The following is a 24184-nucleotide window of genomic DNA, read 5'->3' on the forward strand; positions in this document are numbered from 1 at the left end:
CATGATGAAGAGGGTGGAGACGGAGACACACGATGAGTTTCACCTACGACGAACGGATCGACGGCCCGCTGGCGACCGTCGACCGCGACACACTCGTTGCCGCACTGCACGCGGCGGCGCCGGGCCTCGACGTGCTGCACGAGCGCGAGGCGCTCAAGCCGTTCGAATGCGACGGCCTCGCCGCATACCGCACGGTGCCGCTCGCGGTCGTGCTGCCCGACACGGTCGAGCAGGTGCGCGCGGTGCTGCGCGTCGCGGCCGCGCACGGCGTGCCGGTGGTCGCGCGCGGCGCGGGAACGGGCCTGTCGGGCGGCGCGATGCCGCTCGAAAAGGGCCTCCTGCTCGTCATGTCGAAGTTCAACAAGATTCTCGACATCGACCCCGATGCCGGCATCGCGCGCGTGCAGCCCGGCGTGCGCAACCTCGCGATCTCGCAAGCGGCCGCGCCGCACGGCCTCTACTACGCGCCCGATCCGTCGTCGCAGATCGCGTGCTCGATCGGCGGCAACGTCGCCGAAAACGCGGGCGGCGTGCATTGCCTCAAATACGGGCTGACGGTGCACAACATCCTGAAGGTCGAGATCCTGACGATCGACGGCGACACGCTGACGCTCGGCGCCGACGCGCTCGACGCCCCCGGCTTCGACCTGCTCGCGCTGTTCACCGGCTCGGAGGGGATGCTGGGCATCGTCACCGAGGTGACGGCGAAGCTGCTGCCGAAGCCGCCGAGCGTGAAGGTGTTGATGGCGAGCTTCGACGACGTCGCCGAAGCCGGCGCGGCGGTCGCGCGGATCATCGGCGCGGGCGTGATCCCCGGCGGGCTCGAGATGATGGACAACCTCGCGATCCGTGCGGCCGAAGACTTCATCCACGCGGGCTATCCGGTCGACGCGCAGGCGATCCTGCTGTGCGAACTCGACGGCGCGGCGACCGATGTCGACGAAGACGCCGAACGCGTCGCCGCGCTGCTGCGTGAGGCCGGCGCGTCGGAAATCCGCGTCGCGCGCGACGAGGCGGAGCGTCAGCGTTTCTGGGCCGGCCGCAAGAACGCGTTCCCGGCGGTCGGCCGCATGTCGCCCGACTACTACTGCATGGACGGCACGATCCCGCGCCGCGAACTGCCGCGCGTGCTCGAAGGGATCGCCGCGCTCTCGGCCGAATACGCGCTGCCGGTCGCGAACGTGTTCCATGCGGGCGACGGCAACATGCATCCGCTGATCCTGTTCGACGCGAACCGTCCCGGCGAGCTCGACCGCGCGGAGGCGCTCGGCGGCAAGATCCTCGAGCTGTGCGTCGCCGTGGGCGGCAGCATCACCGGCGAACACGGCGTCGGGCGCGAGAAGATCAACCAGATGTGCGTGCAGTTCAACGCCGACGAAATCACGTTCTTCCACGCGGTGAAGGCCGCGTTCGATCCGCAGCGCCTGCTCAATCCCGGCAAGAACATCCCGACGCTGCATCGCTGCGCCGAGTTCGGCGCGATGCACGTCCATCACGGCAAGCTGCCGTTTCCCGAACTGGAGCGCTTCTGATGCGACGCGAACGCGAACCCGAATCGATCGACGACAGCGCGGCGCTCGTCGCACAGGTCGACGCCGCGATCCACGATCGCCAGCCGCTGCACATTCGCGGCGCGGGCACCAAGGCGTTCGTCGGCCGCGCCGTCGAAGGCCGCACGCTCGACGTGCGTGCGCATCGCGGCATCGTCGCGTACGACCCGACCGAACTCGTCATCACCGCGCGCGCGGGCACGCCGCTCGCCGAACTCGACGCGATGCTCGACGCGGCGGGCCAGATGCTGCCGTGCGAGCCGCCGACGTTCGGCGGCACGGCCACCGTCGGCGGGATGTTCGCGGCCGCGCTGTCGGGGCCGCGCCGCCCGTGGGCCGGCGCGGTGCGCGACTTTGTGCTCGGCTGCCGCGTGATCACCGGCCACGCGAAACATCTGCGTTTCGGCGGCGAGGTGATGAAGAACGTCGCGGGCTACGACGTGTCGCGGCTGCTCGCGGGCAGCTTCGGCTGCCTCGGCGTCGTGACGGAGGTGTCGCTGAAGGTGCTGCCGAAGCCGCGCGCGACCGGCGATCTCGCGTTGCCGCTCACTGCGGGCGAAGCCGTTCAACGCGTCGCCGGGTGGCGGCGCGCGGGGCTGCCGCTCGCGGGCGCCTGCCACGCGGACGGCGTGCTGCGCGTGCGCCTCGAAGGCGGCGAGGGCTCGGTGAAGGCCGCGCGCGACACGATCGGCGGCGAGCGCATGGACGATCGCGACGACGGGTTCTGGGCGCGGCTGCGCGACCTGTCGCTGCCGTTCTTCGACGATCCCCGCCCGCTGTGGCGCGTGTCGGTGCCGGCCGCCGCGCCGCTCGACCCGCTCGCCGGCGCGGTGCTCGTCGACTGGGGCGGCGCGCAGCGCTGGCTGAAAACCGACGCCGCACCGGCCGACGTGCAGCGGTTCGCCGCGCAGTGGGGCGGCCACGCGACCTGCTTCACGGCCGGCACGACGTCCGAGCCGTTCCAGCCGTTGCCGCCCGCGCTGCTGCGCGTGCATCGCCAGCTGAAGGCGCAGCTCGATCCGCATGCGATTTTCAATCCCGGCCGCCTGTACGCGGACGTCTGACGCCAACCCGACTTCGAACCGCCGATGCAAACCAATCTCAGCGAAGCCAGCAAGGCCCTCGACCGGGCCGACGAAGCGGAAGCGATCCTGCGCGCGTGCGTGCACTGCGGCTTCTGCAATGCGACCTGCCCGACCTACCAGGTGCTCGGCAACGAGCTCGACGGGCCGCGCGGACGCATCTACCTGATCAAGCAAATGCTCGAAGGCGAACCGTGCGGCGAGCGCACGCAGCAGCATCTCGACCGCTGCCTGACCTGCCGCAACTGCGAAACGACCTGTCCGTCCGGCGTGCGCTATCACACGCTGCTCGACATCGGCCGCGCGGAAGCCGAGAAACGCGCGCGGCGTCCGGCGCGCGAGCGCCTGCTGCGCGCCGGCCTGCGTCACGTCGTGCCGCGGCCGGCGACCTTCGCCGCGCTGCTGAAGGCCGGCCGCGCGCTGCGCCCGCTGCTGCCCGACGCGCTGCAGGACAAGATCCCGGCCACCGTGCCCGCCGCCATGCCGCGCCCGCCCGTGCGCCACGCCCGGCGCGTGCTGATGCTGGAAGGCTGCGTGCAGCCTTCGCTGTCGCCGAACACGAACGCGGCCGCCGCGCGCGTGCTCGACCGGCTCGGCATCAGCGTGACGCCCGCGCGCGAGGCCGGCTGCTGCGGCGCGACCGAATATCACCTGAACGCGCAGGATGCCGGGCTCGCACGCGCACGCCGCAACATCGATGCATGGTGGCCCGCGATTGCGGCCGGCGCGGAAGCGATCGTGCTGACGGCGAGCGGCTGCGGCGCGTTCGTGAAGGAATACGGCGACCTGCTGCGCTCCGACCCCGTCTATGCGGACAAGGCGCGGCGCGTCAGTGCGCTGGCGCGCGACCTCGCGGAAGTGATCGCGGCCGAGCCGCTCGACGCGCTGGCCGATGCGACGCAGCGCCGCGTCGCGGTTCATTGCCCGTGCACGCTGCAGCACGCGCAGCGGCTCGGCGGCGCGGTGGAGAGCATCCTGACGCGGCTCGGCTTCGATCTGACGAATGTCGCCGACGGCCACCTGTGCTGCGGCTCCGCCGGCACCTATGCGCTGACGCAGCCCGAACTCGCCACCAAACTGCGCGACAACAAGCTCGACGCGCTCGAAGCCGCACGGCCGGACCTGATTGTCACGGCCAACATCGGCTGCCAGACTCACCTGAACGGCGCGGGCCGCACGCGCGTGCGCCACTGGATCGAGCTCGTCGACAACCGACTCGTCAACTGACCGCTGATTCCGGAGGAACGCCATGAAAACGAAGCCCGAACTCGAACTCGCCGACGTAGACCGCATGCTCGCCGCCGCCCGCGCGGAAGCCGAACGTCACGGCTGGGCCGTGTCGATCGCCATCGTCGACGACGGCGGGCACCTGCTCGCGTTCGCACGCCTCGACGGTGCATCGGCGGCCAGCGCCTGCATCGCGCAGGACAAGGCGCGCGCGGCGGCGCTCGGCCGTCGCGAGACGAAGGCGTATGAGGATATGATCAACGGTGGCCGCACGGCGTTTCTGAGCGTGCCGCTGACGGGGTTGCTCGAAGGCGGCGTGCCGGTGACGGTGGATGGCCGCATTGCGGGCGCGATCGGTGTGTCTGGCGTAAAGTCCGAACAGGATGCGCAGATCGCCCGCGCCGGCACACAAAGCGTCGCGGCCTGATCCGCGCGCGTTTTTCATTCCCCGGGAGGAATCACGATGATCGACCAAGCAGGACTGCAAGTCGCGCCAGCGCTGAGCCAGTTCATTGAAAACGAAGCACTGCCGGGCACCGGTATCGACAAGACCGCATTCTGGAGCGGTTTCTCGGCCCTGGTGCACGACCTCGCGCCGCGCAACCGCGAACTGCTCGCGGAACGCGACCGCCTGCAGCAGGAACTCGACGCGTGGCATCGCGCGCACCCCGGCCCGGTGCGCGACCATGCCGCGTATCGCGCGTTCCTCGAACAGATCGGCTACCTCGTGCCGGTCCCGTCGAACGTCGCGGCAGCCACCGCGCACGTCGACAGCGAGATCGCGACGCAGGCCGGCCCGCAGCTCGTCGTGCCGCTGTCGAACGCGCGCTATGCGCTGAACGCCGCGAACGCACGCTGGGGCAGCCTGTACGACGCGCTGTACGGCACCGACGCGCTGCCGGAGGACGGCGGCGCCGAACGCACCACGGCCTACAACCCGACGCGCGGCCAGCGCGTGATCGACTACGCGCGTGAAGTGCTCGACAACGCGGCGCCGCTCGCGAGCGGCTCGCACCGCGACGCACTGCGCTATCGCGTGGAGGACGGCCAGCTCGCCGTCGAAACCGGCAAGGGCGTCGTGCATCTCGCGCAGCCGGCGCAGTTCGTCGGCTATCAAGGCGCGGCAGGCGCACCGTCCGCGATCCTGCTGAAGCACAACGGCCTGCACCTCGAGATCCAGATCGATGCGTCGACCCCCATCGGCCGCGCCGATCTCGCGAACGTGAAGGACGTCGTGCTCGAAGCCGCGGTCAGCACGATCATCGACTGCGAGGATTCGGTCGCGGCGGTCGACGCCGACGACAAGGTCCAGCTGTATCGCAACTGGCTCGGCCTGATGCAGGGCACGCTGGTCGAGGAAGTCGCGAAGGGCGGCAAGACCTTCACGCGCCGCCTGAACGCCGATCGCGAATACACGACGCCGGCCGGCGGCACGCTGACGCTGCACGGCCGCTCGCTGCTGTTCGTGCGCAACGTGGGCCACCTGATGACCAACGGCGCGGTGCTCGACCGCGACGGCAACGAGATTCCGGAAGGCATCCTCGACGGCGTCGTCACGGTGCTGTGCTCGCTGCATGACCTGAAGGCGAAGCGCAACTCGCGCACGGGCTCGATCTACATCGTGAAGCCGAAGATGCACGGCCCGGTCGAAGTCGCGTTCGCCGACACGCTGTTCGCGCGCATCGAGGACCTGTACGGCCTGCCGCGCAACACGCTGAAGATGGGCATCATGGACGAGGAGCGCCGCACCAGCGTGAACCTCGCCGCCTGTATCGCGGCCGCCGCCGCGCGCGTCGCGTTCATCAACACCGGCTTCCTCGATCGCACCGGCGACGAGATGCACACCGCGATGGAAGCAGGCCCGATGATCCGCAAGGGCGACATGAAGTCGTCGGCATGGATCCAGTCGTACGAGCGCAACAACGTGCTCGCGGGCCTGTCGGCCGGCCTGCGCGGCCGCGCGCAGATCGGCAAGGGCATGTGGGCGATGCCGGACCTGATGCATGCGATGCTCGAGCAGAAGATCGCGCATCCGCGCGCCGGCGCGAACACCGCGTGGGTGCCGTCCCCGACCGCCGCGACGCTGCACGCGCTGCACTACCACCTCGTCGACGTACAGGCCGTCCAGCAGGAACTCGAGAAGACGCCGTACGCGAGCGAACGCGACGCGCTGCTCGAAGGCCTGCTGACCGTGCCGGTCGTCGAACGCGCCGAGTGGAGCGAGGCCGAGATCCTGAGCGAAGTCGAGAACAACGCGCAGGGCATCCTCGGCTACGTCGTGCGCTGGGTCGAACAGGGCGTCGGTTGCTCGAAGGTACCGGACATCCACGACGTCGGCCTGATGGAAGACCGCGCGACGCTGCGCATCTCGAGCCAGCACATCGCGAACTGGCTGCGCCACGGCGTGATCACCGAGGCGTTCGTACTCGACGTGTTCAAGCGGATGGCGCGCGTCGTCGATCAGCAGAATGCCGGCGACCCGAACTATCGCCCGATGGCGCCCGGCTATGACCAGTCGACGGCATTCAAGGCCGCGTGCGCGCTGGCGCTGCAGGGCACGTCGCAGCCGAGCGGCTATACCGAGCCGCTGCTGCATCGGTTCCGGCTCGCGTACAAGGCGCAGCAGCACGGCGCGTAAACCCTTGGCATGCGGGCTTTCCCGCATGCGGTTTCGCGAAACGGGCGGCCATCGTGGCCGCCCGTTTTTCATCTGCGAATTCATGCGGATACCGAAATGGATAATCGGTCCGTATCGCATGACCTCAAGTTCCTGCTTCACCGGCCGTTAAAGCAGTAAAACCGGCCAGCGTGGAATTCGCGCCGCTCCTGCCCCTGGCGCAAAGCCTTGCGCCGCAACGCTCCACGCGCGATTGGCAAGTGTCGGCCACGGCGATAAGTTGATCCGGATCAACGGTCCGCAACATTCTCCGCGCATACGAATACGCGCGTTATACTCGGATCAATCCGCGCCGCCCGATTCGTCGGATCGTCGGATCGTCGGATCGCGGCCAATCCTCCCGGTGAACGGAGTGATTTTTGCGGTTTATCTGGCCGCAATCATCGATGATCGGCTCCCGTTCTCCGGTCGATCGGGCGGCATGCGCATCGGAGACCGCATACCGGATCGCCGCCGGCAAATCATACGAACAATCGCATCGGCCCGCCGCCTGGCGCAGATGCCCATCGATCCACGAACCATGGCAGAAACCGACTACGCAATGCCCAGCGAATCCGGCCTGACGGGCCGCATCGCCGCGCAATTTCGCCGGTTCCTGCTGCCGCACCTGATCTTCTATTCAGGGCTGCTGATCGCGCTGCTCCTGTTGCTGCTGTGCGCCATCGTGCTGTACGAAGGCCGTATCGACGCACGCGATATCGCGCGCACCACCCAGCAGAACATCGCGCTGATGGCGTCGTGGGACATCGAGCGCAACATCGAGATCTATTCGCTGTCGCTGCAGGCGGTCGTCGACGGCTCGAACGATCCCGAAGTCGCCAGGCTGCCGATGTCGCTGCGCCGCCAGGTGCTGTTCGACCGCGCGACGACGGCCAAATATCTCGGCGGCATCTACGTGCTCGACGCGAACGGCGACATCGCGGTCGACGGCATGAGCGATGTGCCGCGCAAGGCCAACTTCGCCAACGAACCGTATTTCACGGTGCACCGCGACCACCCGGACGTCGGCCTGTACATCAGCGATCCGTACCATTCCCGACTGCGCGGCGGCTCGCTGAGCATCGCGCTCAGCCGGCGTATCACGCGGCCCGACGGGTCATTCGGCGGCGTCGCCGTGATGTCGATCCGGCTCGAATATTTCCAGAACCTGTTCTCGCGCCTGGCGCTCGGCGATCGCGGCTCCGTCGCGCTGATCAACACCGACGGCCGGATGGTCGCGCGCAAGCCGTACGATCCGGCGATCGTCGGCCGCGACATCAGCAAGGCCAGCACGTTCCGGCACTTCATGACCGCGAACGAGGGCAGCTTCGCCGATACCGCGTCGATCGACGGCGTGCGGCGCCTGTACGTGTTCCGGCATCTCGAAAACGTGCCGCTGATCATCATGGTCGCGCGCTCGGAAGCCGACACCTACGCAGCGTGGTACGACCGTGCGATCCCGATCGGTTCGGCGATGGTCATGCTCGCGCTCGGCTTCGCCAGCTTGTCGCTGCTGCTCGACGTGCAGCTGCGCAAGCGGCACCGTGCGGAAACCGAACTGCAGGCGCTCGCGCGCACCGACGGCCTCACCGGCCTCGACAACCGCCGGATGCTCGACGTCACGCTCGCACGCGAATGGCGCCGCGCGGCACGCTCGCAACACGCGCTGTCGCTGCTGTTCGTCGACGTCGATCACTTCAAGCGCTACAACGATACGCAAGGCCACCAGGCCGGCGACGACGCGCTCGCCGCGGTCGGCCGCTGCATTGCGGGCTGCCTGCGGCGCCCGGCCGACTATGCGGCCCGCTACGGCGGCGAGGAATTCGTCGTCGTGCTGCCCGACGTCGACACGCCCGGCGCCGTGACGATCGCCGAAGCGATCCGCACCGGCATCCTCGATCTCGGCATCCGGCACGCCACGGGCTCGTCCGACCGCCTGACCGCGAGCATCGGCGTGACGACCTGCTACCCGGAACGCGACGACAGCATCCAGGCCGCGCTGAAGCTCGCCGACGACGCGCTGTACCGCGCGAAGGAACGCGGGCGCAACCGGGTCGTCGTGCAGACGGCCGAGAGCCTGGATCGCACGCCGCGGCGCGCCTGAGCCACGGCGGGCCGCCGCCCCGCCGACCCCGGGCGAAATCGCCGACAATGTCGGCTCGCCGCCGCGCGACACATGTGCCGGCCGGCCCGCGCCCGCTTCACACCACCATGAGACTCAAGGCAAAGATTTTCCTCCTGGCCATCGTGCCATTCCTGCTCGCGATCGCCGGCATCGGCTTCGGCGTGCGCCAGCAGGCGACGTCGCTCGCGCGCACGCAGCATGCGACGATCCAGACCGCCTACCTGTCGAGCAAGGAAGTCGAGCTGAAGCATTACGTCGAGCTCGCGACGAGCGCGATCATGCCGCTGTACGACGCGAGCGGCCGCAATGCGCGCGACGACGCGCTGCTGCGCACCCAGGCGCTCGCGATGCTGCAGAAGATGGATTTCGGCCCCGACGGCTATTTCTTCGTATATGACCTGCACGGCAATGCGCTGATGCATCCGCGCGAGCCCGAGCGCGTCGGCCACAACTACTGGTCGATGCGCGACCCGCAGGGCGCGCTGACGATCCAGCAGCTGATCGGCGCCGCGTCGCACGGCGGCGGCTACGTGCGCTACACGTGGCAGCGGCCGTCGACGGGCAAGCTCGCGCCGAAGCTCGGCTACGTCGTCGCGCTCGAACGCTGGGGCTGGATGGTCGGCACCGGCATCTATCTCGACGACGTCGACAACGCGTTGCAACGCATCGACGCGCGCGCGTCCGCGAACATCGAGCGGACGATGAGCTGGCTCACCGCGATCGCGCTGACCGGCGCGGCGGCGATCGCCGTCTGCGCGCTGGTGCTGAACGTCAGCGAGTCGCGCAGCGCCGACGCGAAGCTCAAGCAGCTCGCGCAGCGTGTCGTCGAATCGCAGGAACAGGAGCGCGAGCGGCTGTCGCGCGAACTGCATGACGGGATCAGCCAGATGATGGTGTCCGCGAAGCTGATGCTCGAATCCGCGCTCGCGCGCTTCGAGCGCGGTGCGACGCGCATGCCCGAAGCCGAGCAGGCGCTCGCGTCGGGCGTCGGACGTCTCGGCGAGACGCTGCGCGAAGTGCGGCGCATCTCGCATGCGCTGCGCCCGGCGATGCTCGACGATCTCGGCCTTGCGGCCGCGCTCGAGCAGCTCGTGCGCGAACTCGGCACGGAAAGCGGCATCGACATCGGCTATACGCAGGTGGCGCACAGCGGCGCGCGACCGTTGCCCGCGCCGGTCAATACGGCGCTGTTCCGGATCGCGCAGGAAGCGCTCAGCAACATCGTGCATCATGCGCAGGCGTCGCGCGCGGCCGTCACGCTCGACGTTGGCGCGCATTCCGCCACGCTGACCATCGCCGACAACGGCTGCGGCTTCGATGCCGAGCGGTCGCAGACCGATGCGCGCCGCGGCATCGGGCTGCGCAACATGCGCGAGCGCCTCGACGCGCTCGGCGGCACATTGACGATCACGTCGCAGGTCGGCCACACCGTCGTGGCCGCGCGCGTGCCGCTGCGCGCCGCATGACCACGCGCCCCATAACCGGAGACCTTTGCCCATGAGCGCCCCCGACATCGCCCGGCCCGCCGCCCGACTGCTGCTTGTCGACGATCACCCGCTGGTGCGCGACGGCCTGCGGATGCGGCTCGAGGCGGCCGACCTGTCCGTGGTCGGCGAAGCCGGCAACGCGGACGAGGCGCTCGCGCTCGCCGCGTCGCTCGAGCCCGATCTCGCGCTGATGGACGTCGGCATGAACGGGATGAACGGCATCACGCTCGCCGGCGTCTTTCACGAGCGCTTTCCGGGGATTCGCGTGCTGATGCTGTCGATGCACGACAACGTCGAATATGTGACGCAGGCCGTGCGCGCCGGCGCGAGCGGCTATCTGCTGAAGGATTCACCCGCGAGCGAGATCGTGCGCGCGATCGGCGCGGTGCTCACGGGGCAGACGTTCTTCAGCGAAGGGCTCGCCGCCCGGATGATCCAGGCGAGCGCGACCGCGTCGCCGCTCGACCGCCTGACGCCGCGCGAACGCGACATCCTCGATGCGCTGGCCGAGGGGCTGTCGAGCAAGCAGATCGCGCAGCAGACGGGGCTCTCGGTGCGCACGGTGGAAACGCACCGGCTCAATCTGAAGCGCAAGCTCGAGATCGAGGGGCAGGCGGAGCTGATCAAGTTCGCGGTCGAGCATCGGCGGCGGTAGCCCCGACACCGGCGTTGCGTCGTGCCGAACATGACGCCGCCACCGCGAACCCGCAACGAAAAGGGCGCCCGAGGGCGCCCTTGATGCATGCCGACATGCTGAACAGCCGGCCGACTGGCGGCGATCAGTTCGTCCGCGAGTTGTGCTTCTGCAGATACGCGATCAGGCCGTCGATGCCGCCCGACGCGAGCTGGCTCTTGAACTGGCCCTGGTAGACCTGGATCAGCCACGCGCCCGACATGTCGATGTCGTAGATTTTCCAGTCGCTACCGACCTTGCCGAGGCGGTAGCCGACCGACTGGCTGTCGCCCGGCGTCGTGACCGTCGACTGCACCAGCGCATCGGCGCCCGACGCGCCGCCGGCCTTGAACGAGAACTTCGCGTCCTGGCCGCCGAGCTGCGCGAGCGACGCGGCATAGGTGCGCGTCATCAGCAGCTTGAACTGCTTGTACAGCTCCTGCTGCTGTTGCGGCGTCGCCTGCTTCCAGGCATCGCCGACCGCGATGCGGGTCGTGCGTTCGAAGTTCGTCGCGGGCAGGAAGCGCTGCTCGACGACTTGCGTGACTTTCGCCATGTCGCCGCCGCGCGCGCCCGGATCGGCCTTCATCGCGTTGACGGTGCCTTCGACCGCATTACGGACGATGTCGACGGGCGCGCTCTGCGCGAAAGCGGAAACCGACACGGCGGCCGCCGCGACGAAAGCAAAGAGATGACGTTTCATACGGATATCGCACTCGATGAGAAAAAACGGCCGGCGAATTGCATCGGTGGCATTGGCCGGTGGGTCGAAGTATAGCGGCCTGGCGGCCGGCCTGCCGCGCGGTGACCGACTGTTACCTTTCAACCCCTTTTGTCACAGGCCCCGTCGCGGCGCGACGCCAGTCGATTATGTAAGCATCCCCATACAAATCGCCGGGCCCCGCGCGCCGATTCCTGCGCTGCGGAGCAAATATCCTTCCCGCCCCTTTACGCTCCAACGTCGCGACCGACGCCACGTTGCGCCGGTATACTCGTTGTTTTGTCCTTGCCAGCCCCTCCCCGCCGCCACATGGTGACATCTCTCATCGTCCGACTCGTCGCATGGTCGGTACGCCGCCCCGTCTGGGTCGTCGTGCTGTCGCTCGTCGTCGCCGTCTTCAGCGGCGTCTACGTCGCGCAGCACTTCAAGATCAACACGGACATCAGCAAGCTCGTCGATGCCGAACCCCAGTGGGCCGCGCTCGGCCAGGCCGTCGACAAGGCCTTCCCGCAACGCAACGGCACGATCCTCGCGGTGGTCGAGGCCCCGGCACCCGAATTCGCAACCGCCGCCGCGCATACGCTCACCGAAGCCCTGCAGAAGCAGGCCGACGCCGGCCGCATCGGCCAGGTCGCCGAACCCGGTGGCGGCCCGTTCTTCGAGCACAACGGGCTGCTGTTCCTGTCGCCGCAGGAAGTGTCGGACACGACGACACAGCTCGCGAGCGCGCGGCCGCTCGTCAACGAACTCGCGAAGAACCCGAGCCTGACCGGGCTCGCGACCACGCTGTCCACCACGCTCGGCCAGCCGCTCCTGACCGGCCAGGTGAAGCTGCCCGCGATGGCGAAGCTGCTCGCGCGCAGCGCCGCGACGGTCGACGACGTGCTGGCCGGCAAGCCCGCCGCGTTCTCGTGGCGCGGGCTGGTCGACAGCGATGCCGCGCGCCAGCCGGCCCGCGCGTTCGTCACGGTGCAGCCGGTCGTCAACTACGGTGCGCTGAAGGCCGGTGCCGAGACGACCCAGGTGATCCGCGACACGGCGAAAGCGCTCGGCCTCGAGCAACGCTACGGCGCGGTCGTGCGGCTGACCGGCGAACAACCGCTCGCCGACGACGAGTTCGCGTCGGTCGAAGACGGCGCCGCGCTCAACGGCGCGCTCACGCTCCTCGCCGTGCTCGTGATCCTGTGGCTCGCGCTGCGCTCGAAGCGGATGATCGGCTCGGTGCTCGTCACGCTGTTCGTCGGCCTCGTCGTGACCGCGGCGCTCGGCCTCGCGATGGTCGGTTCGCTGAACATGATCTCGGTCGCGTTCATGGTGCTGTTCGTCGGCCTCGGCGTCGATTTCTCGATCCAGTACGGTGTGAAGTACCGCGAGGAACGCTTCCGCGATCCGCGCATCGATCACGCGCTGATCGGCGCCGCGCACTCGATGGGCATGCCGCTCGCGCTGGCCACCGCGGCCGTCGCGGCGAGCTTCTTCTCGTTCATCCCCACCGCCTATCGCGGCGTGTCCGAACTCGGCCTGATCGCAGGCGTCGGGATGTTCGTCGCGCTGCTCACCACGCTCACGCTGCTGCCGGCGCTGCTGCGCCTGTTCGCGCCGCCGGGCGAATCGAAGACGCCGGGCTTCCCGTGGCTCGCGCCGGTCGACGACTACCTCGATCGCCATCGCAAGCCGATCCTGATCGGCACGCTCGTGGTCGTGATCGGCGCGCTGCCGCTGCTCGCGTTCCTGCACTTCGACTTCAATCCGCTGCATCTGAAGGATCCGAACAGCGAATCGATGGCGACATTGCTCGCGCTGAAGGATTCGCCGGAAGCGGCCGTCAACGACGTCACGCTGCTCGCGCCGTCGCTCGCCGAGGCCGACGCGGCCGCGAAGCGCCTCGACGCGCTGCCTGAAGTCGGCCGCACGACGACGCTGTCGACCTTCGTGCCGGCCGACCAGCCGGCCAAGCGTGCGGCGATCGCCGCCGCCGCGAGCGACCTGCTGCCCGCGCTGACGCAGCCGCCCGCGCCGCCCGCGACCGACGCGCAGCGCGTCGCCGCGCTCAAGCGCGTGTCGGACCTGCTGAGCTACGCGGCCGAAGATCACCCGGGCCCGGGCGCGGCCGCCGCGCAGCATCTGTCGGCATCGCTCGCGAAGCTCGCCGCCGCGGATGCGGCGACGCGCGACCGCGCCGAACGCGCGTTCTCCGACACGCTGCGCATCGCGCTCAATCAGCTCGCGACGCTGCTGCAACCGCAGGACATCACGCGCGAATCGCTGCCGCCGCAGCTCGTGCGCGACTGGATCGCGCCGGACGGCCACGCGCTCGTGCAGATTTCGCCGAAGGTGCCGACGGGCGTCGATCCGAACGACGACACGATGCTGCGCCGCTTCGCGAAGGCGGTGAAGGCCGCCGAGCCGGGCGCGATCGGCGGCCCGATCTCGATCCTGCATTCGGCCGACACGATCATCAACGCGTTCCTGCATGCGGCGCTGTGGTCGATCCTGTCGATCACGATCCTGCTGTGGATCACGCTGCGACGCTTCGGCGACGTGCTGCGCACGCTGGTGCCGCTGCTCGTGTCGGGGCTCGTCACGCTCGAGATGTGCGTCGTGCTCGGCATGTCGCTGAACTTCGCGAACATCATCGCGCTGCCGCTGATGCTCGGCGTCGGCGTCGCGTTCAAGGTGTACTTCGTGATGGCATGGCGCGGGGGCCAGACGGGCCTGCTGCATTCGAGCCTCACGCACGCGGTGCTGTTCAGCGCCGCGACGACGGCAACCGCCTTTGGCAGCCTGTGGCTGTCGCATCATCCGGGCACGTCGAGCATGGGCAAGCTGCTCGCGCTGGCGTTGACCTGCACGCTGATCGGCGCCGTGGTGTTCCAGCCCGTCCTGATGGGCAAACCTCGCGTCAAACGCGCCAAGAACCAATCGCAAGGAATCAATGAATAAGGTGCGAATCATTGCGGCGACCGTTGCCGCCACCGCAGTGCTGTCCGGCTGCGCGACGGGACCGAACCGCAACCCCAATGACCCGCTCGAGCCGATGAACCGGGCGATGTACAAGTTCAACGACACCGTCGACACGAACATCGCCCAGCCGATCGCGAAGGGGTACCAGAAGGTCACGCCGACGCCCGTGCGCACCGCGATCAGCAACTTCTTCTCGAACCTCGGCGATCTCGGCAACATCGCGAACAACCTGCTGCAGCTCCGCATCACCGATGCAACCGAGGATCTGATGCGCGTGGCGATGAACTCGGTGTTCGGCGTCGGCGGCCTGATCGACATCGCGACACCGGCCGGGCTGCCGAAGCATCATCAGGATTTCGGGCTGACGATGGCGCGCTGGGGCGTGCCGTCCGGCCCGTACCTCGTGCTGCCCGTGTTCGGGCCGAGCACGATCCGCGATGGCGTCGGCCGCGCGGTGGACGTTCGCTTCAACCTGCTCAACTACATCGAGCCGGCCGTGCGCAATCCGATGTACATCGCGCAGTTCATCAGCGCGCGTTCGGACCTGCTCGGCGCAACCGACCTGCTGAAGCAGGCCGCGCTCGATCCGTATTCGTTCGTGCGCGACGCATACCTGCAGCAGCGCAAGTCGCTGACGTATCGCAGCCAGTCGGCATCGGCCGCGCCGCCGACCTACACCGAGCCGGGTGAATCGGGCGCGGTGCCGGCGGCCACGCCGGCCGTGCCGGGCCTGCCGAACTACGAGGATCCGGGCGAGGGTGCCGCACCGAACAACGCGCCGGCTGCGCCGGGGTTGCCGAAGTATGACGATCCGGGTGCGGACGGCGCGACGCCTGCGAGTACGCCTGCGAGCGCGCCTGCAGCGGCGCCGGCGGCTGCGTCGGTCGGGGCGACGACCGCGCCGGCCGCCAACGGCGCGCCGATCGCGCCGGCGATGCCGACGGTGCCCGCGAGCGGTCCGGCCGCGCAGTAACGCGCACGGCATCCGCCCGCAAGCCGAAGAGCGCTGCATCATGCAGCGCTCTTTTTTTTGCGTGTCCGGAAAACGAAAAAGGGAAGGGGGAGAGGAGAAGCCGAACGCGGCGAGCGCCGCTCAGACGATCCGCATCGCGCCCGCACGTTCGAACGCGTGCCGCGCCTGGATGAGCGTCGTGCGCGCCGCGCGCGCATCGCCCGCGACCTGCAGCAACGGGCCAAGCTGCGACGGCTGCTTCAGCAGCTCGCGCAGGATCGGCAGAATGGCCGTGCTGCCGTCGTCGCGCAGGCCGGCCGTCGCCGCGCGCGGCAGCGTGCGCCACGCAGGGTCGACGATCGCGCGGCACACCGCGAACGGCACGCCGCGCGACGCCGCGAAGGCCGCGGCGATATGCGATTCCATGTCGACGGCAAGCGCGCCCTTCGTGCGATGCAGCGACGCCTTTTCCTGCTCGCTGACCACCGGCGCGCCGACTGCCGCCATCGTGCCGCGCGTGACGCGCGCCCACACCGGCGTGTCGTGCAGCGCGGCGACGAGCCGCGCGCTCCAGCCCGGATCGGTCTGCACGCGGCCGAACGGCCCGTCGATCGCGTCCGCGATCACGAGCGCGCCCGGCGCGAGATCGGGTGCGAGCCCGCCCGCCGTGCCGAAGCTCACGATGCCCGCGCAACCGCGCGCGGTCGCCTCTGCCAGCGCGCGCTCGAGCCGGTCGGCCCGCGCCGCGAACACGGCCTCGACGCCGTGACCGCGCGCGATGCGTGCCTCGAATGCCATCCCCGTGACGGCGATGACGGGCAACGTGCCGTTGTGCTGCGCCGGTGCCACGCGTTACATCCCGACCGTCACGCGCGTCGCATTGGCGCGCTTCAGGTTGCGATAGCGCGCGAGCGCCCACAGCGGGAAGAACTTGCGATAGCCGTGATAGCGCAGGTAGAACACGCGCGGGAAGCCGGTCGCCGTGAAGCGCGTCTCGTCCCACAGGCCTTCTTCGTTCTGCTGCGCGATCAGGTAGTCGACGCCGCGTGCAACGGCAGGGTTGTTCACCTCGCCGGCCGCCATCAGGCCGAGCAGCGCCCAGGCCGTCTGCGACGCGGTGCTCGGCGCCTGCTCGAAGCCGCGGTAATTCAGCTTGTAGCTGTCGCCGTCCTCGCCCCAGCCGCCGTCCTTGTTCTGGATCGACAGCAGCCACTGCGCGCCGCGCTTCACCCGCGGATCGTCCGGCGTCAGGCCGGCCGCGTTCAGCGAACACAGGGCCGTCCACGTGCCGTACACGTAGTTCATCCCCCAGCGGCCGTACCAGCTGCCGTCCGGTTCCTGCTCCTTCAGCATGTAGTCGAGCGCGCGACGGGCCGGCTCGCTGTTCAGCGCACTCTCGCCAAGTTGCGACAGCATCGACAGGCAGCGGCCCGATACGTCCGAGGTCGGCGGATCGAGCAGCGCGCCGTGATCCGAGAACGGGATGTTGTTCAGGTAGTACTGCGTGTTTTCCGGTTCGAACGCGCCCCAGCCGCCGTCGCTGCTCTGCATGCCGACGACCCATTCGCGCGCGCGCGCCATCGATTCGCGATACGTATCCGTCTGCTTGAGCTTCTGCGCACGGTCCATCGCCATCACGACCACCGCCGTGTCGTCGACGTCCGGATAGTGCGCGTTCGCATACTGGAACGCCCAGCCGCCCGGCCGCACGTTCGGGCGGCGCGAGATCCAGTCGCCGCGCACGTCGAGGATCTGCAGCGGGCGCAGCCAGTCGAGGCCGCGCAGCACGGCTTCCTCGGCACGCGCGTCACCGGTTTCGAGCAGCGCATGCGCGACAAGCGACGTGTCCCACACCGGCGACAGGCACGGCTGGCAATACGCTTCGTCCTCGTGCACGACGAGCAGCTTCTCGATCGACTTGCGCGCGATCGCGCGGTTCGGATGATCTTCCGCATAGCCGAGCACGTCGTACATCATCACCGCGTTGGCCATCGCCGGATAGATCGCGCCAAGGCCGTCCTCGCCGTTCAGGCGCTCGTCGACGAACGACACGGCCTGGCGGATCGCGCGTTCGCGCGTGTAGCTCGGGAACAGGCCGTCGACCGCGCGCAGCGCGTGGTCGACCACGCGGAAGAACGCGAACCAGCCAGGGCTCTGGTGGCCCTGGCGCGGCAGCAGGCCGGCGTTGACGGGCGGGTCGATGAACAACTCGTCGATGCGCACGCCGCGCGGGTTCTTCGCGATCGGACGCTTCGCGTTCAGCACCAGCAGCGGCACGATCACGGTCCGCGCCCAGTACGACACCTTCGACAGGTGGAACGGGAACCACTGCGGCAGCAGCATGATCTCGACCGGCATCATCGGCACCGCGCGCCACGGAATCGCACCGTACAGCGCGAGCTGGATCCGCGTGAACACGTTCGACATCTCGGCGCCGCCCATCGCGTGGATCGCGCGGCGCGCGCGCTGCATGTGCTCGGCGTTCTCGTCGTCGCCAATCACCTTCAGCGCGAAATACGCCTTCACGCTCGCGCTGATGTTCGGCGCGCCGTCGGTGAACAGCGGCCAGCCGCCGTCGGCCTGCTGGATGCGACGCAGATAGCGGCCGATCTTCTGTTCGAGCTCGAGGTTCGGCGTCTCGCCGAGATAGTGGACGAGCAGTATGTATTCGGCGGGAATCGTCGAATCGGCTTCGAGTTCGTAGACCCAGTGTCCGTCCGCGTTCTGCGCGGCCAGCAGCGCGTCGGTCGCGCTGGCGACAGCCGCGTCGAGTCCGGCCGGCACGGTGCCGGCGGACAGGTTAGCCATATCGGTGAGATCGTTCATCGGTCCCTCTCTTATTGTGTCTGGAGCACGTCCGCGGCCAGTTGGCCGGAACGGATCGCGCCCTCGATCGTGGCGGGCAAGCCGGTGGCAATCCAGTCGCCCGCCAGCACGAGATTGGTCCAGCGCGTACGCACGGCCGGACGTTTCATTTCCTGCGACGGCACCGCCGCAAACCCCGCGCGCGGCTCGACGACGAGCTGCCACGCGGGGAGGGTTTCCGGGTTCGCGCCGGTCACGCGCGCGACGTCTTCCCAGATGCGCCGCGCGAGCACATCGCGCGGCATGTCGAGCCAGCGGCCCGCGTCGCGGATCGTCGCCGCGAGCGGACCATCGCCTGCGCGCACCGCGTCGACGATGCCGTTGACGACGGCCGTCTGCAGCGGGCTGCCCGCCGGTGTATCGACCGCGAAATACGCGGTCACGACCGCGCTGAACGTGTCGGGCGCGGTGAGATCCGGGACGAGCGGCTGCGCGACCTCGGGCGGCACAGCCAGCACGACCGCGTCGCCCGGCGCGAGATCGACACGCTCGCCGCCGATCGCGACCGCATCGACCGCGTTGCCGTGCGCGCCGAATTCGAACGCATCGAGCCGCGAGTTCAGGCGGATCTGCGCGCCGCCGTGCTGCAGCATCCGCAGCGCCGGTTCGACGAATGCGCTGCCGAGGCCGTGGCGCGCGACGAGCGGGCGCCAACCGGGGCCGCCCGCGGCAAACATGCCGCACAGTGCCGCGCGCGCGAGCTCGGCGCTCGCGTGGCGCGGTTCGACGTTCAGCACCCCGAGAAAATACGGCCGCAGCCAACGATCCCACAGCACGCCGTCGCATCGCATCGTCTGTGCGAGTGAGCGCCCGGTGCGCGCGAACGCGAGCGACGCCAGCGCGAGGTAGTCGAGCGGCGTGGTGCCTGGCGCACGCGACGCGGCATCGAACAGCCACGACGGCCAGCGCCCGTTGCCGAAGCGCAGCGTCCAGCGCTGCTGCGACGCGACGTCGATCACCGGATATTCAGGCAGTGCGGGCCCCGTGAGCTGATCGGCCGCGCCGATCGCGCGCAGGTAGCGCTGCGTCGCGGACTGCCCCGCGAAGACCTGGTGCAGCCCGCCGTCGAGCGTCGTGTTCAGCGTCTCGTCGAACCACGAGCGGCAGCGGCCGCCAGCATGCGCATGCGCGTCGTGCAGCACGATGCGCCGCCCGCGGCGTTGCAGCTCGACGGCAGCCGACAGGCCCGCGAGTCCTGCACCGATCACGTGGACGGTTCTGGGCATTGGCTCAGAACAGCGCGTAGCGCGCGGCGATCATCAGCATGCGCGCCTTCGGCTTGCGCAGCGGCACGCGCGGGGCGGCGAAGCCACGCGCGATCGCGGCTTCCAGAATGCAGCGGTACGCGCCTGACATGATGCGCGGCGCCTTGACCTGCGCGCGCGTGCAGCGATCCATCACGGCGTCCGCCGCGCGGAAATGCTCGAGCGCACGCTCGACGAGCGTTGCGCACACGCGCGGCAGCGCCGGGTCGCGCACGATCGTCGCCGGATCGGTGATCGCGATGCCTTCGCGCGCGAGCAGCTCGCGCGGCAGGTAGCAGCGGTTGATCGCCGCGTCGTCGTCGATGTCGCGCAGGATGTTCGTCAGCTGCAGCGCGCGGCCGAGGTGGTGCGACAGCTCGATGCCTTCCGCCTCCGGGATCCCGAAAATCCTCACCGACAGACGGCCGGCCGCGCTCGCCACGCGATCGCAGAACAGGTCGAGCGTCGGTTCGTCCGGCGCGCAGATGTCCTCGGCGGCGTCCATCGCCATCCCGTCGATCATCGCGTGGAAGTCCTCGCGCTTCAGGTCGAATGCGCGGATCTCGCGCTCGAGCGCGACCAGATGGCGCGGCGGCTGGCCGGCGAAGCACGCGTCGATGTCCGCGCGCCAGCGATCGAGGCCCGCGTTGCGCTCGGCGCGCGGCAAGTCGCTGTCGGCGATGTCGTCGACCGCGCGGCAGAACGCGTAGACCTGGAACATCGCGTCGCGCTGCACCGCCGGCAGGATGCGCATCGCCAGATAGAAAGAACTGCCCGATGTGACGGCAGCGGCGTCGGTTTCTTGTTCGTCCACGACGAGATTGGAAACGGCCAAGACGAGCTCCACGGAGACACCCACGCGGGGCGATTGAAGAAGCCATGCCCGGCTGGGTTGGTCAGGGCGTCAAATGCGTGCGAGATATGCGAACGATCGACGCAGACAGGCACAAATTACCGGCCGGATGCCGGAATTGGGCGAAAGTATAGCAATCTTTGAAGTTCGAAGGGCGGAGACGCGCCGCGCCCGGCAGGCCGTCAGGGGGCTCGGGCCTGCGTGGCCGGGCGCGCCCGAGAGCGGCGTCGCGCCGCTCGTCAGCCGTAGACGATGTCGCGCTGCAGATCGAGCGCAATGAGCCCCATTTCACGGGTCAGCTGCAGCATCGAGCGGCGTTCGAGGCGCGAGCCCATGAAGCTCGTCACGCGCCCGTCGGGGTCCGCCGTAAACTGGAACGACGGGCCGCCGGTGCCGAACCACGCGCCCGGCACGTCGGGCGACTCCTGCCAGTCGATCTGCTCGAACACGCGCGCGATCCCCGCGCGCACGACGTCGCCAGGGCCGATCGGCGGCGCGATCTCGCCCAGGTCGTCGAGCGAATAGGGGCCAGGCTTGTCCGGCCGCCGGTAGAAGAGGTAGTCGACGTTCATGGGGCGCAATCGGAAGCAAAGCGTCAAATTAGCGCGCTTCGGCGCAAATTCAAATCAGATCAGGACGAATTGTGGCCTGAACGAGACAAAAGGGCCTCATCGCGGCAGCCGATCCGGGCACGCGCACGCGCGCGGTCGGGCCGCGCGTTCATGCTTGGACGCGCGCGGCTTCGTCTAAGATGGACACCTCTCTCGAAAAAGACACGGACACCATGGAGACGAATGTAACCGCTGCCGCGCAATCCGGCCATCCCGTTTTCGTGCTTGTGCACGGCGCGTGGCATGGTGCGTGGTGCTACGCGCACGTCGCGGCCGCGCTGGCCGCGCGCGGCTACCTGTCGATCGCGCGCGACCTGCCCGCGCACGGCATCAACGCCCGCTTTCCCGCGTCGTATCTCGAACGGCCGCTCGACGAGGACGCATTCGGCGCCGAGCCGTCGCCGGTGGCCAATACCACGCTCGACGATTACGCGACACAGGTGATGCAGGCGGTCGACGACGCATACGCGCTCGGGCACGGCAAGGTCGTGCTCGTCGGCCACAGCATGGGCGGCCTCGCGATCACGGCCGCGGCGGAGCGCGCGCCGGAGAAAATCGCGAAGATCGTCTATCTCGCGGCGTTCATGCCCGCGTCGGGCGTGCCGGGCCTCGACTACGTGCGTGCGCCCGAAAACAAGGGCGAAATGCTGGGCCCGCTGATGCTCGCGAGCCCACGCGTCGCGGGCGCGCTGCGGATCGATCCGCGCAGCGGCGATGCCGCGTATCGCGCGCTCGCGAAGCGCGCGCTGTACGACGACGTCCCGCAGGCCGACTTCGAGGCGGTGGCGAACCTGATGACCTGCGACGTGCCGGCCGCGCCGTTCGCGACCGCGATCCCGACGACCACCGCGCGCTGGGGCGCGATCGATCGTCATTACATCAAGTGCCTGGCGGATCGCGTGATCCTGCCCGCGCTGCAGCAGCGCTTCATCGACGAAGCCGACGCGTTCGTGCCCGGTAATCCGACGCACGTGCACCAGCTCGACAGCAGCCATTCGCCGTTCATGTCGCAGCCGGCCGTGCTGGCCGGCGTGCTCGTGGATATCGCGAAAAGCTGAACGGCGCGGATCGCACGCGTGAAGCGGCGGCGCGGCGGTTACGCGTAGGCGACCGACCGATCGCGCCCGAGCCGCTTCGCGCGATAGAGCGCGGTGTCGGCCTCGTTGACGAGCGTGTCGAACGCCAACGCGCCCGCCGTCGCGCACGCGCAGCCGACGCTCGCCGTCACCGGCACGCTGACGCCTTCCGCGTCGACCGGCGTGCTGCCGATCGCGTCGCGCACCTTGTCGGCCACCCGCATCGCCTCGTCGAGATTCGTGCACGGCAGCAGCAGCGCGAATTCCTCGCCGCCGAAGCGGCCGAACGTATCCTGCGCGCGCACGATCGAAGCGACGCGGCGCGCCGTCTCGCGCAATACCGCGTCGCCGGCCGCATGCCCGAACCGGTCGTTGATCGTCTTGAAGTGGTCGAGATCGAATAGCAGCACCGACAGGTCACCGCCGTAGCGCTGCCAGCGCGCGAACTCGTCGCCGAGCCGCGCCTCGAAGAAACGACGGTTCGCGATGCCGGTAAGACCGTCGCGATTCGCATGCTCGCGCAGCTTCGCGACCGCCTCCTCGCGCTCGCGCTGCATCACGCTCACGTGCGTGACGTCCGAGATCGTCACGCACACGGCCTCGACTTCGCGGCCACGCGTGAGCGGCATGAACGTGCAGTCCTGCTGCATGTAGTCGACGCCGCCGGTGATCGGCCGGTCGTGTTCGAAGCGAAACAGGTAGGGCCGCTGCTCCCACGAGCTGAATGCGAAACTGCCGAGCTGGAACACGCTCTCGAGCTTGCGTTCGAGCCATGCGCGCGGCAGTTCCGGAAAGCGGTCGAACAGGTTGCGGCCGATCACGTCGGCAGCCGGGATACCGCTGTGGTCCTGCATGAAGCGATTCCACATCAGCACGTTCATCGTGCGGTCGAGCACGAACAGGCCGAAGCCGACCCGTTCGATCACGAGGTCGCTCAGCGACGCGGCGGTGGTGATCGGGGTAGCGGTCATAGCGCGGACAGCAACGCGTCGAGCGCGTCGCCCATCAGCCGGATCGAATCCTCGGCCATCAGCATCACGAAATGTGCGCGGAATGCGTGATCCTCGAGGCCGAAGTTCACTTCGAGCAGCAGCGCGACGCTCCATGCGAGCGCGGTGGGCTGGAACACGTCGTCGAACGACACGTTCGCGCCGAGCAGCCCCGGCGGGAAGAACACGGGCTTGCGGCCGAGTTCGTCGAGAATCGACGCGACGCACGCGCTCATCAGCACGTTCGCGACATCGAACACGAGTTCGTCCTGCGTGGCCATGCCGGCGTACACGCCGTCGCCGAACGTGCGGTCCATCAGCGACATGAGCCGCGCGACGCCCGCGCTGCGGCACAGCACGATCGCCTCGCCCTTGATGTCGGAACGGAATCCCTGGCGCACGGCTGTCACGTTCTCGTGGATGCCCGTCATCTCGCGCAGCGCGTCGCACGCATCGGCGGCCTTCACGACGCGCACGCGCGGTACCGAGAGCTCGATGAAATGCCCGAGCAGGAGCGCGAGCCGTGCGGCGGCTCGGCCCATCGCGAGGTTGGCGATCTCCTGCAACGCGTCGCGTTGCTCCGCCGTGAACACCGATTCAGGCATACAACCCATACTCCTTGAGAATGGGCAGCAACGCCTCCGACGTCACGGGCTTGGCAACGAATGCGATCGCGCCCAGCTCGCGCACGCGTGCTTGCGCCTGCGGCTGAATATCGGCGGATACCACGATCACGAACGTGTTCAGATCTTCGTGGCGCAGTGTCTCGAGCACCTGATAGCCGTTCATGTCGGGCATCGTCAGGTCCAGAAACATCACGGAAGCTTTGCCGTCACGATAGAGCGCCAGAGCCTCGCGACCATTCGCCGCATACGCGACGTCGACGTCCCAGTCTCCCGGCAGTGCCTTTGTCAGAAGTTTGCGAGCGAGCAAGGAGTCGTCGGCGATCACGATCGGCAAAGGCATGGCGGCGAAGCGGTATACGGAATGGTCTCTCTCGCGTTAACGACTGCGCGGCGCACTTCTTGAGGCGCCATGCAATCAAGCGTGGGCCCCACCGTGCGGCCGCGCGTGGGCGTCGCGGCGCGAGGCACGCGACACACCGCGCC

Annotated in this window: 20 protein-coding genes; 11 read left to right on the top strand and 9 right to left on the bottom strand. The window is 68.9% G+C overall.

Annotated features, from left to right (window positions below; genetic code table 11):
- Positions 1-32 precede the first annotated feature (32 nt).
- From glcD to LGM71_RS15220, 8 genes are all read left to right on the top strand, one after another.
- Complete coding sequence (gene glcD, locus LGM71_RS15185) at positions 33-1532, top strand: glycolate oxidase subunit GlcD (RefSeq protein ID WP_226115276.1); 1500 nt, start codon at positions 33-35, stop codon at positions 1530-1532.
- Positions 1532-2614, top strand: coding sequence for a glycolate oxidase subunit GlcE (gene glcE, locus LGM71_RS15190; protein WP_226115277.1), 1083 nt, complete (start codon positions 1532-1534; stop codon positions 2612-2614). The genes glcD and glcE overlap by 1 nt, the downstream gene beginning before the upstream one ends.
- A gap of 24 nt (positions 2615-2638) precedes the next feature.
- Entirely contained in the window at positions 2639-3859 is a 1221-nt protein-coding gene (glcF, locus tag LGM71_RS15195; RefSeq protein WP_226115278.1) for a glycolate oxidase subunit GlcF, read from the top strand.
- Between the two features lie 22 nt (positions 3860-3881).
- Positions 3882-4286, top strand: a complete 405-nt coding sequence (locus tag LGM71_RS15200) for a GlcG/HbpS family heme-binding protein (protein WP_059604661.1) — start codon at positions 3882-3884, stop codon at positions 4284-4286.
- 36 nt (positions 4287-4322) lie between these two features.
- Positions 4323-6497: a malate synthase G gene (locus LGM71_RS15205; RefSeq protein WP_151051586.1), complete on the top strand. Its 2175-nt coding sequence runs from the start codon at positions 4323-4325 to the stop codon at positions 6495-6497.
- 559 nt (positions 6498-7056) lie between these two features.
- Positions 7057-8619: a sensor domain-containing diguanylate cyclase gene (locus LGM71_RS15210; RefSeq protein ID WP_175816316.1), complete on the top strand. Its 1563-nt coding sequence runs from the start codon at positions 7057-7059 to the stop codon at positions 8617-8619.
- 107 nt (positions 8620-8726) lie between these two features.
- Positions 8727-10106, top strand: coding sequence for a cache domain-containing protein (locus LGM71_RS15215; RefSeq protein ID WP_124901783.1), 1380 nt, complete (start codon positions 8727-8729; stop codon positions 10104-10106).
- A 31-nt stretch (positions 10107-10137) separates the two neighbouring features.
- Entirely contained in the window at positions 10138-10782 is a 645-nt protein-coding gene (locus tag LGM71_RS15220) for a response regulator (protein ID WP_059604649.1), read from the top strand.
- Between the two features lie 124 nt (positions 10783-10906).
- Here the strand turns inward: LGM71_RS15220 and LGM71_RS15225 are convergent, their stop codons facing one another.
- Positions 10907-11503, bottom strand: a complete 597-nt coding sequence (locus tag LGM71_RS15225) for a phospholipid-binding protein MlaC (protein ID WP_059467381.1) — start codon at positions 11501-11503, stop codon at positions 10907-10909.
- Positions 11504-11830: 327 nt separating this feature from the next.
- Between LGM71_RS15225 and LGM71_RS15230 the strand changes: the two genes are divergently transcribed.
- Positions 11831-14464 carry an MMPL family transporter gene (locus LGM71_RS15230; protein WP_124901784.1) on the top strand — a complete coding sequence of 878 codons (2634 nt, stop codon included), beginning with the start codon at positions 11831-11833 and terminating at the stop codon, positions 14462-14464.
- Entirely contained in the window at positions 14457-15458 is a 1002-nt protein-coding gene (locus tag LGM71_RS15235) for a VacJ family lipoprotein (RefSeq protein ID WP_226115279.1), read from the top strand. Before LGM71_RS15230 ends, LGM71_RS15235 begins: the two co-directional genes overlap by 8 nt.
- Positions 15459-15578: 120 nt before the next feature.
- Here LGM71_RS15235 and LGM71_RS15240 read toward each other — a convergent pair whose 3' ends face one another.
- The 5 genes from LGM71_RS15240 to LGM71_RS15260 all read right to left on the bottom strand — a co-directional run bounded on the left by LGM71_RS15240 (position 15579) and on the right by LGM71_RS15260 (position 20971).
- Positions 15579-16235 carry a phosphorylase gene (locus tag LGM71_RS15240; protein WP_059604817.1) on the bottom strand — a complete coding sequence of 219 codons (657 nt, stop codon included), beginning with the start codon at positions 16233-16235 and terminating at the stop codon, positions 15579-15581.
- Positions 16236-16289: 54 nt separating this feature from the next.
- On the bottom strand, positions 16290-18263 hold the full coding sequence (gene shc, locus LGM71_RS15245) for a squalene--hopene cyclase (RefSeq protein WP_059604640.1): 1974 nt from the start codon (positions 18261-18263) through the stop codon (positions 16290-16292).
- 11 nt (positions 18264-18274) lie between these two features.
- On the bottom strand, positions 18275-19528 hold the full coding sequence (gene hpnE / locus LGM71_RS15250; protein WP_124629526.1) for a hydroxysqualene dehydroxylase HpnE: 1254 nt from the start codon (positions 19526-19528) through the stop codon (positions 18275-18277).
- A 4-nt stretch (positions 19529-19532) separates the two neighbouring features.
- Positions 19533-20381 (bottom strand): presqualene diphosphate synthase HpnD, encoded by an 849-nt coding sequence (gene hpnD, locus LGM71_RS15255; RefSeq protein ID WP_059529130.1) that lies wholly within the window; start codon positions 20379-20381, stop codon positions 19533-19535.
- A gap of 257 nt (positions 20382-20638) precedes the next feature.
- Positions 20639-20971, bottom strand: coding sequence for a hypothetical protein (locus tag LGM71_RS15260; protein WP_059604635.1), 333 nt, complete (start codon positions 20969-20971; stop codon positions 20639-20641).
- 212 nt (positions 20972-21183) lie between these two features.
- Between LGM71_RS15260 and LGM71_RS15265 the strand changes: the two genes are divergently transcribed.
- Positions 21184-22068: an alpha/beta fold hydrolase gene (locus LGM71_RS15265; RefSeq protein ID WP_124901787.1), complete on the top strand. Its 885-nt coding sequence runs from the start codon at positions 21184-21186 to the stop codon at positions 22066-22068.
- Between the two features lie 38 nt (positions 22069-22106).
- Here LGM71_RS15265 and LGM71_RS15270 read toward each other — a convergent pair whose 3' ends face one another.
- Genes LGM71_RS15270 through LGM71_RS15280 form a run of 3 tightly spaced genes read right to left on the bottom strand, consistent with a single transcriptional unit; the run spans position 22107 to position 24041 of the window.
- A complete protein-coding gene (locus LGM71_RS15270) occupies positions 22107-23057 on the bottom strand; it encodes a GGDEF domain-containing protein (protein WP_059604628.1) in 951 nt (316 codons plus the stop codon).
- Complete coding sequence (locus LGM71_RS15275; protein ID WP_226115280.1) at positions 23054-23680, bottom strand: chemotaxis protein CheC; 627 nt, start codon at positions 23678-23680, stop codon at positions 23054-23056. Before LGM71_RS15275 ends, LGM71_RS15270 begins: the two co-directional genes overlap by 4 nt.
- Positions 23673-24041: a response regulator gene (locus tag LGM71_RS15280; protein ID WP_040138947.1), complete on the bottom strand. Its 369-nt coding sequence runs from the start codon at positions 24039-24041 to the stop codon at positions 23673-23675. Before LGM71_RS15280 ends, LGM71_RS15275 begins: the two co-directional genes overlap by 8 nt.
- Positions 24042-24184 lie beyond the last annotated feature (143 nt).

This window comes from Burkholderia sp. AU33545 (assembly GCF_020419685.1).
Taxonomy (GTDB): Bacteria; Pseudomonadota; Gammaproteobacteria; order Burkholderiales; family Burkholderiaceae; genus Burkholderia; species Burkholderia diffusa.

Excerpts from the sequence above, each read along its gene's own strand:
- shc (WP_059604640.1), bottom strand. The coding sequence starts at position 18,263 with ATGAACGATCTCACCGATATGGCTAACCTGTCCGCCGGCACCGTGCCG.
- LGM71_RS15240 (WP_059604817.1), bottom strand. The coding sequence starts at position 16,235 with ATGGCATTCGAGGCACGCATCGCGCGCGGTCACGGCGTCGAGGCCGTG.
- LGM71_RS15280 (WP_040138947.1), bottom strand. The coding sequence starts at position 24,041 with ATGCCTTTGCCGATCGTGATCGCCGACGACTCCTTGCTCGCTCGCAAA.
- LGM71_RS15215 (WP_124901783.1), top strand. The coding sequence starts at position 8,727 with ATGAGACTCAAGGCAAAGATTTTCCTCCTGGCCATCGTGCCATTCCTG.
- LGM71_RS15210 (WP_175816316.1), top strand. The coding sequence starts at position 7,057 with ATGGCAGAAACCGACTACGCAATGCCCAGCGAATCCGGCCTGACGGGC.
- LGM71_RS15205 (WP_151051586.1), top strand. The coding sequence starts at position 4,323 with ATGATCGACCAAGCAGGACTGCAAGTCGCGCCAGCGCTGAGCCAGTTC.
- LGM71_RS15235 (WP_226115279.1), top strand. The coding sequence starts at position 14,457 with ATGAATAAGGTGCGAATCATTGCGGCGACCGTTGCCGCCACCGCAGTG.
- LGM71_RS15230 (WP_124901784.1), top strand. The coding sequence starts at position 11,831 with ATGGTGACATCTCTCATCGTCCGACTCGTCGCATGGTCGGTACGCCGC.
- LGM71_RS15270 (WP_059604628.1), bottom strand. The coding sequence starts at position 23,057 with ATGACCGCTACCCCGATCACCACCGCCGCGTCGCTGAGCGACCTCGTG.
- LGM71_RS15200 (WP_059604661.1), top strand. The coding sequence starts at position 3,882 with ATGAAAACGAAGCCCGAACTCGAACTCGCCGACGTAGACCGCATGCTC.
- glcF (WP_226115278.1), top strand. The coding sequence starts at position 2,639 with ATGCAAACCAATCTCAGCGAAGCCAGCAAGGCCCTCGACCGGGCCGAC.
- LGM71_RS15225 (WP_059467381.1), bottom strand. The coding sequence starts at position 11,503 with ATGAAACGTCATCTCTTTGCTTTCGTCGCGGCGGCCGCCGTGTCGGTT.
- LGM71_RS15275 (WP_226115280.1), bottom strand. The coding sequence starts at position 23,680 with ATGCCTGAATCGGTGTTCACGGCGGAGCAACGCGACGCGTTGCAGGAG.
- glcE (WP_226115277.1), top strand. The coding sequence starts at position 1,532 with ATGCGACGCGAACGCGAACCCGAATCGATCGACGACAGCGCGGCGCTC.
- LGM71_RS15220 (WP_059604649.1), top strand. The coding sequence starts at position 10,138 with ATGAGCGCCCCCGACATCGCCCGGCCCGCCGCCCGACTGCTGCTTGTC.
- hpnE (WP_124629526.1), bottom strand. The coding sequence starts at position 19,528 with ATGCCCAGAACCGTCCACGTGATCGGTGCAGGACTCGCGGGCCTGTCG.
- LGM71_RS15260 (WP_059604635.1), bottom strand. The coding sequence starts at position 20,971 with ATGAACGTCGACTACCTCTTCTACCGGCGGCCGGACAAGCCTGGCCCC.
- LGM71_RS15265 (WP_124901787.1), top strand. The coding sequence starts at position 21,184 with ATGGAGACGAATGTAACCGCTGCCGCGCAATCCGGCCATCCCGTTTTC.
- glcD (WP_226115276.1), top strand. The coding sequence starts at position 33 with ATGAGTTTCACCTACGACGAACGGATCGACGGCCCGCTGGCGACCGTC.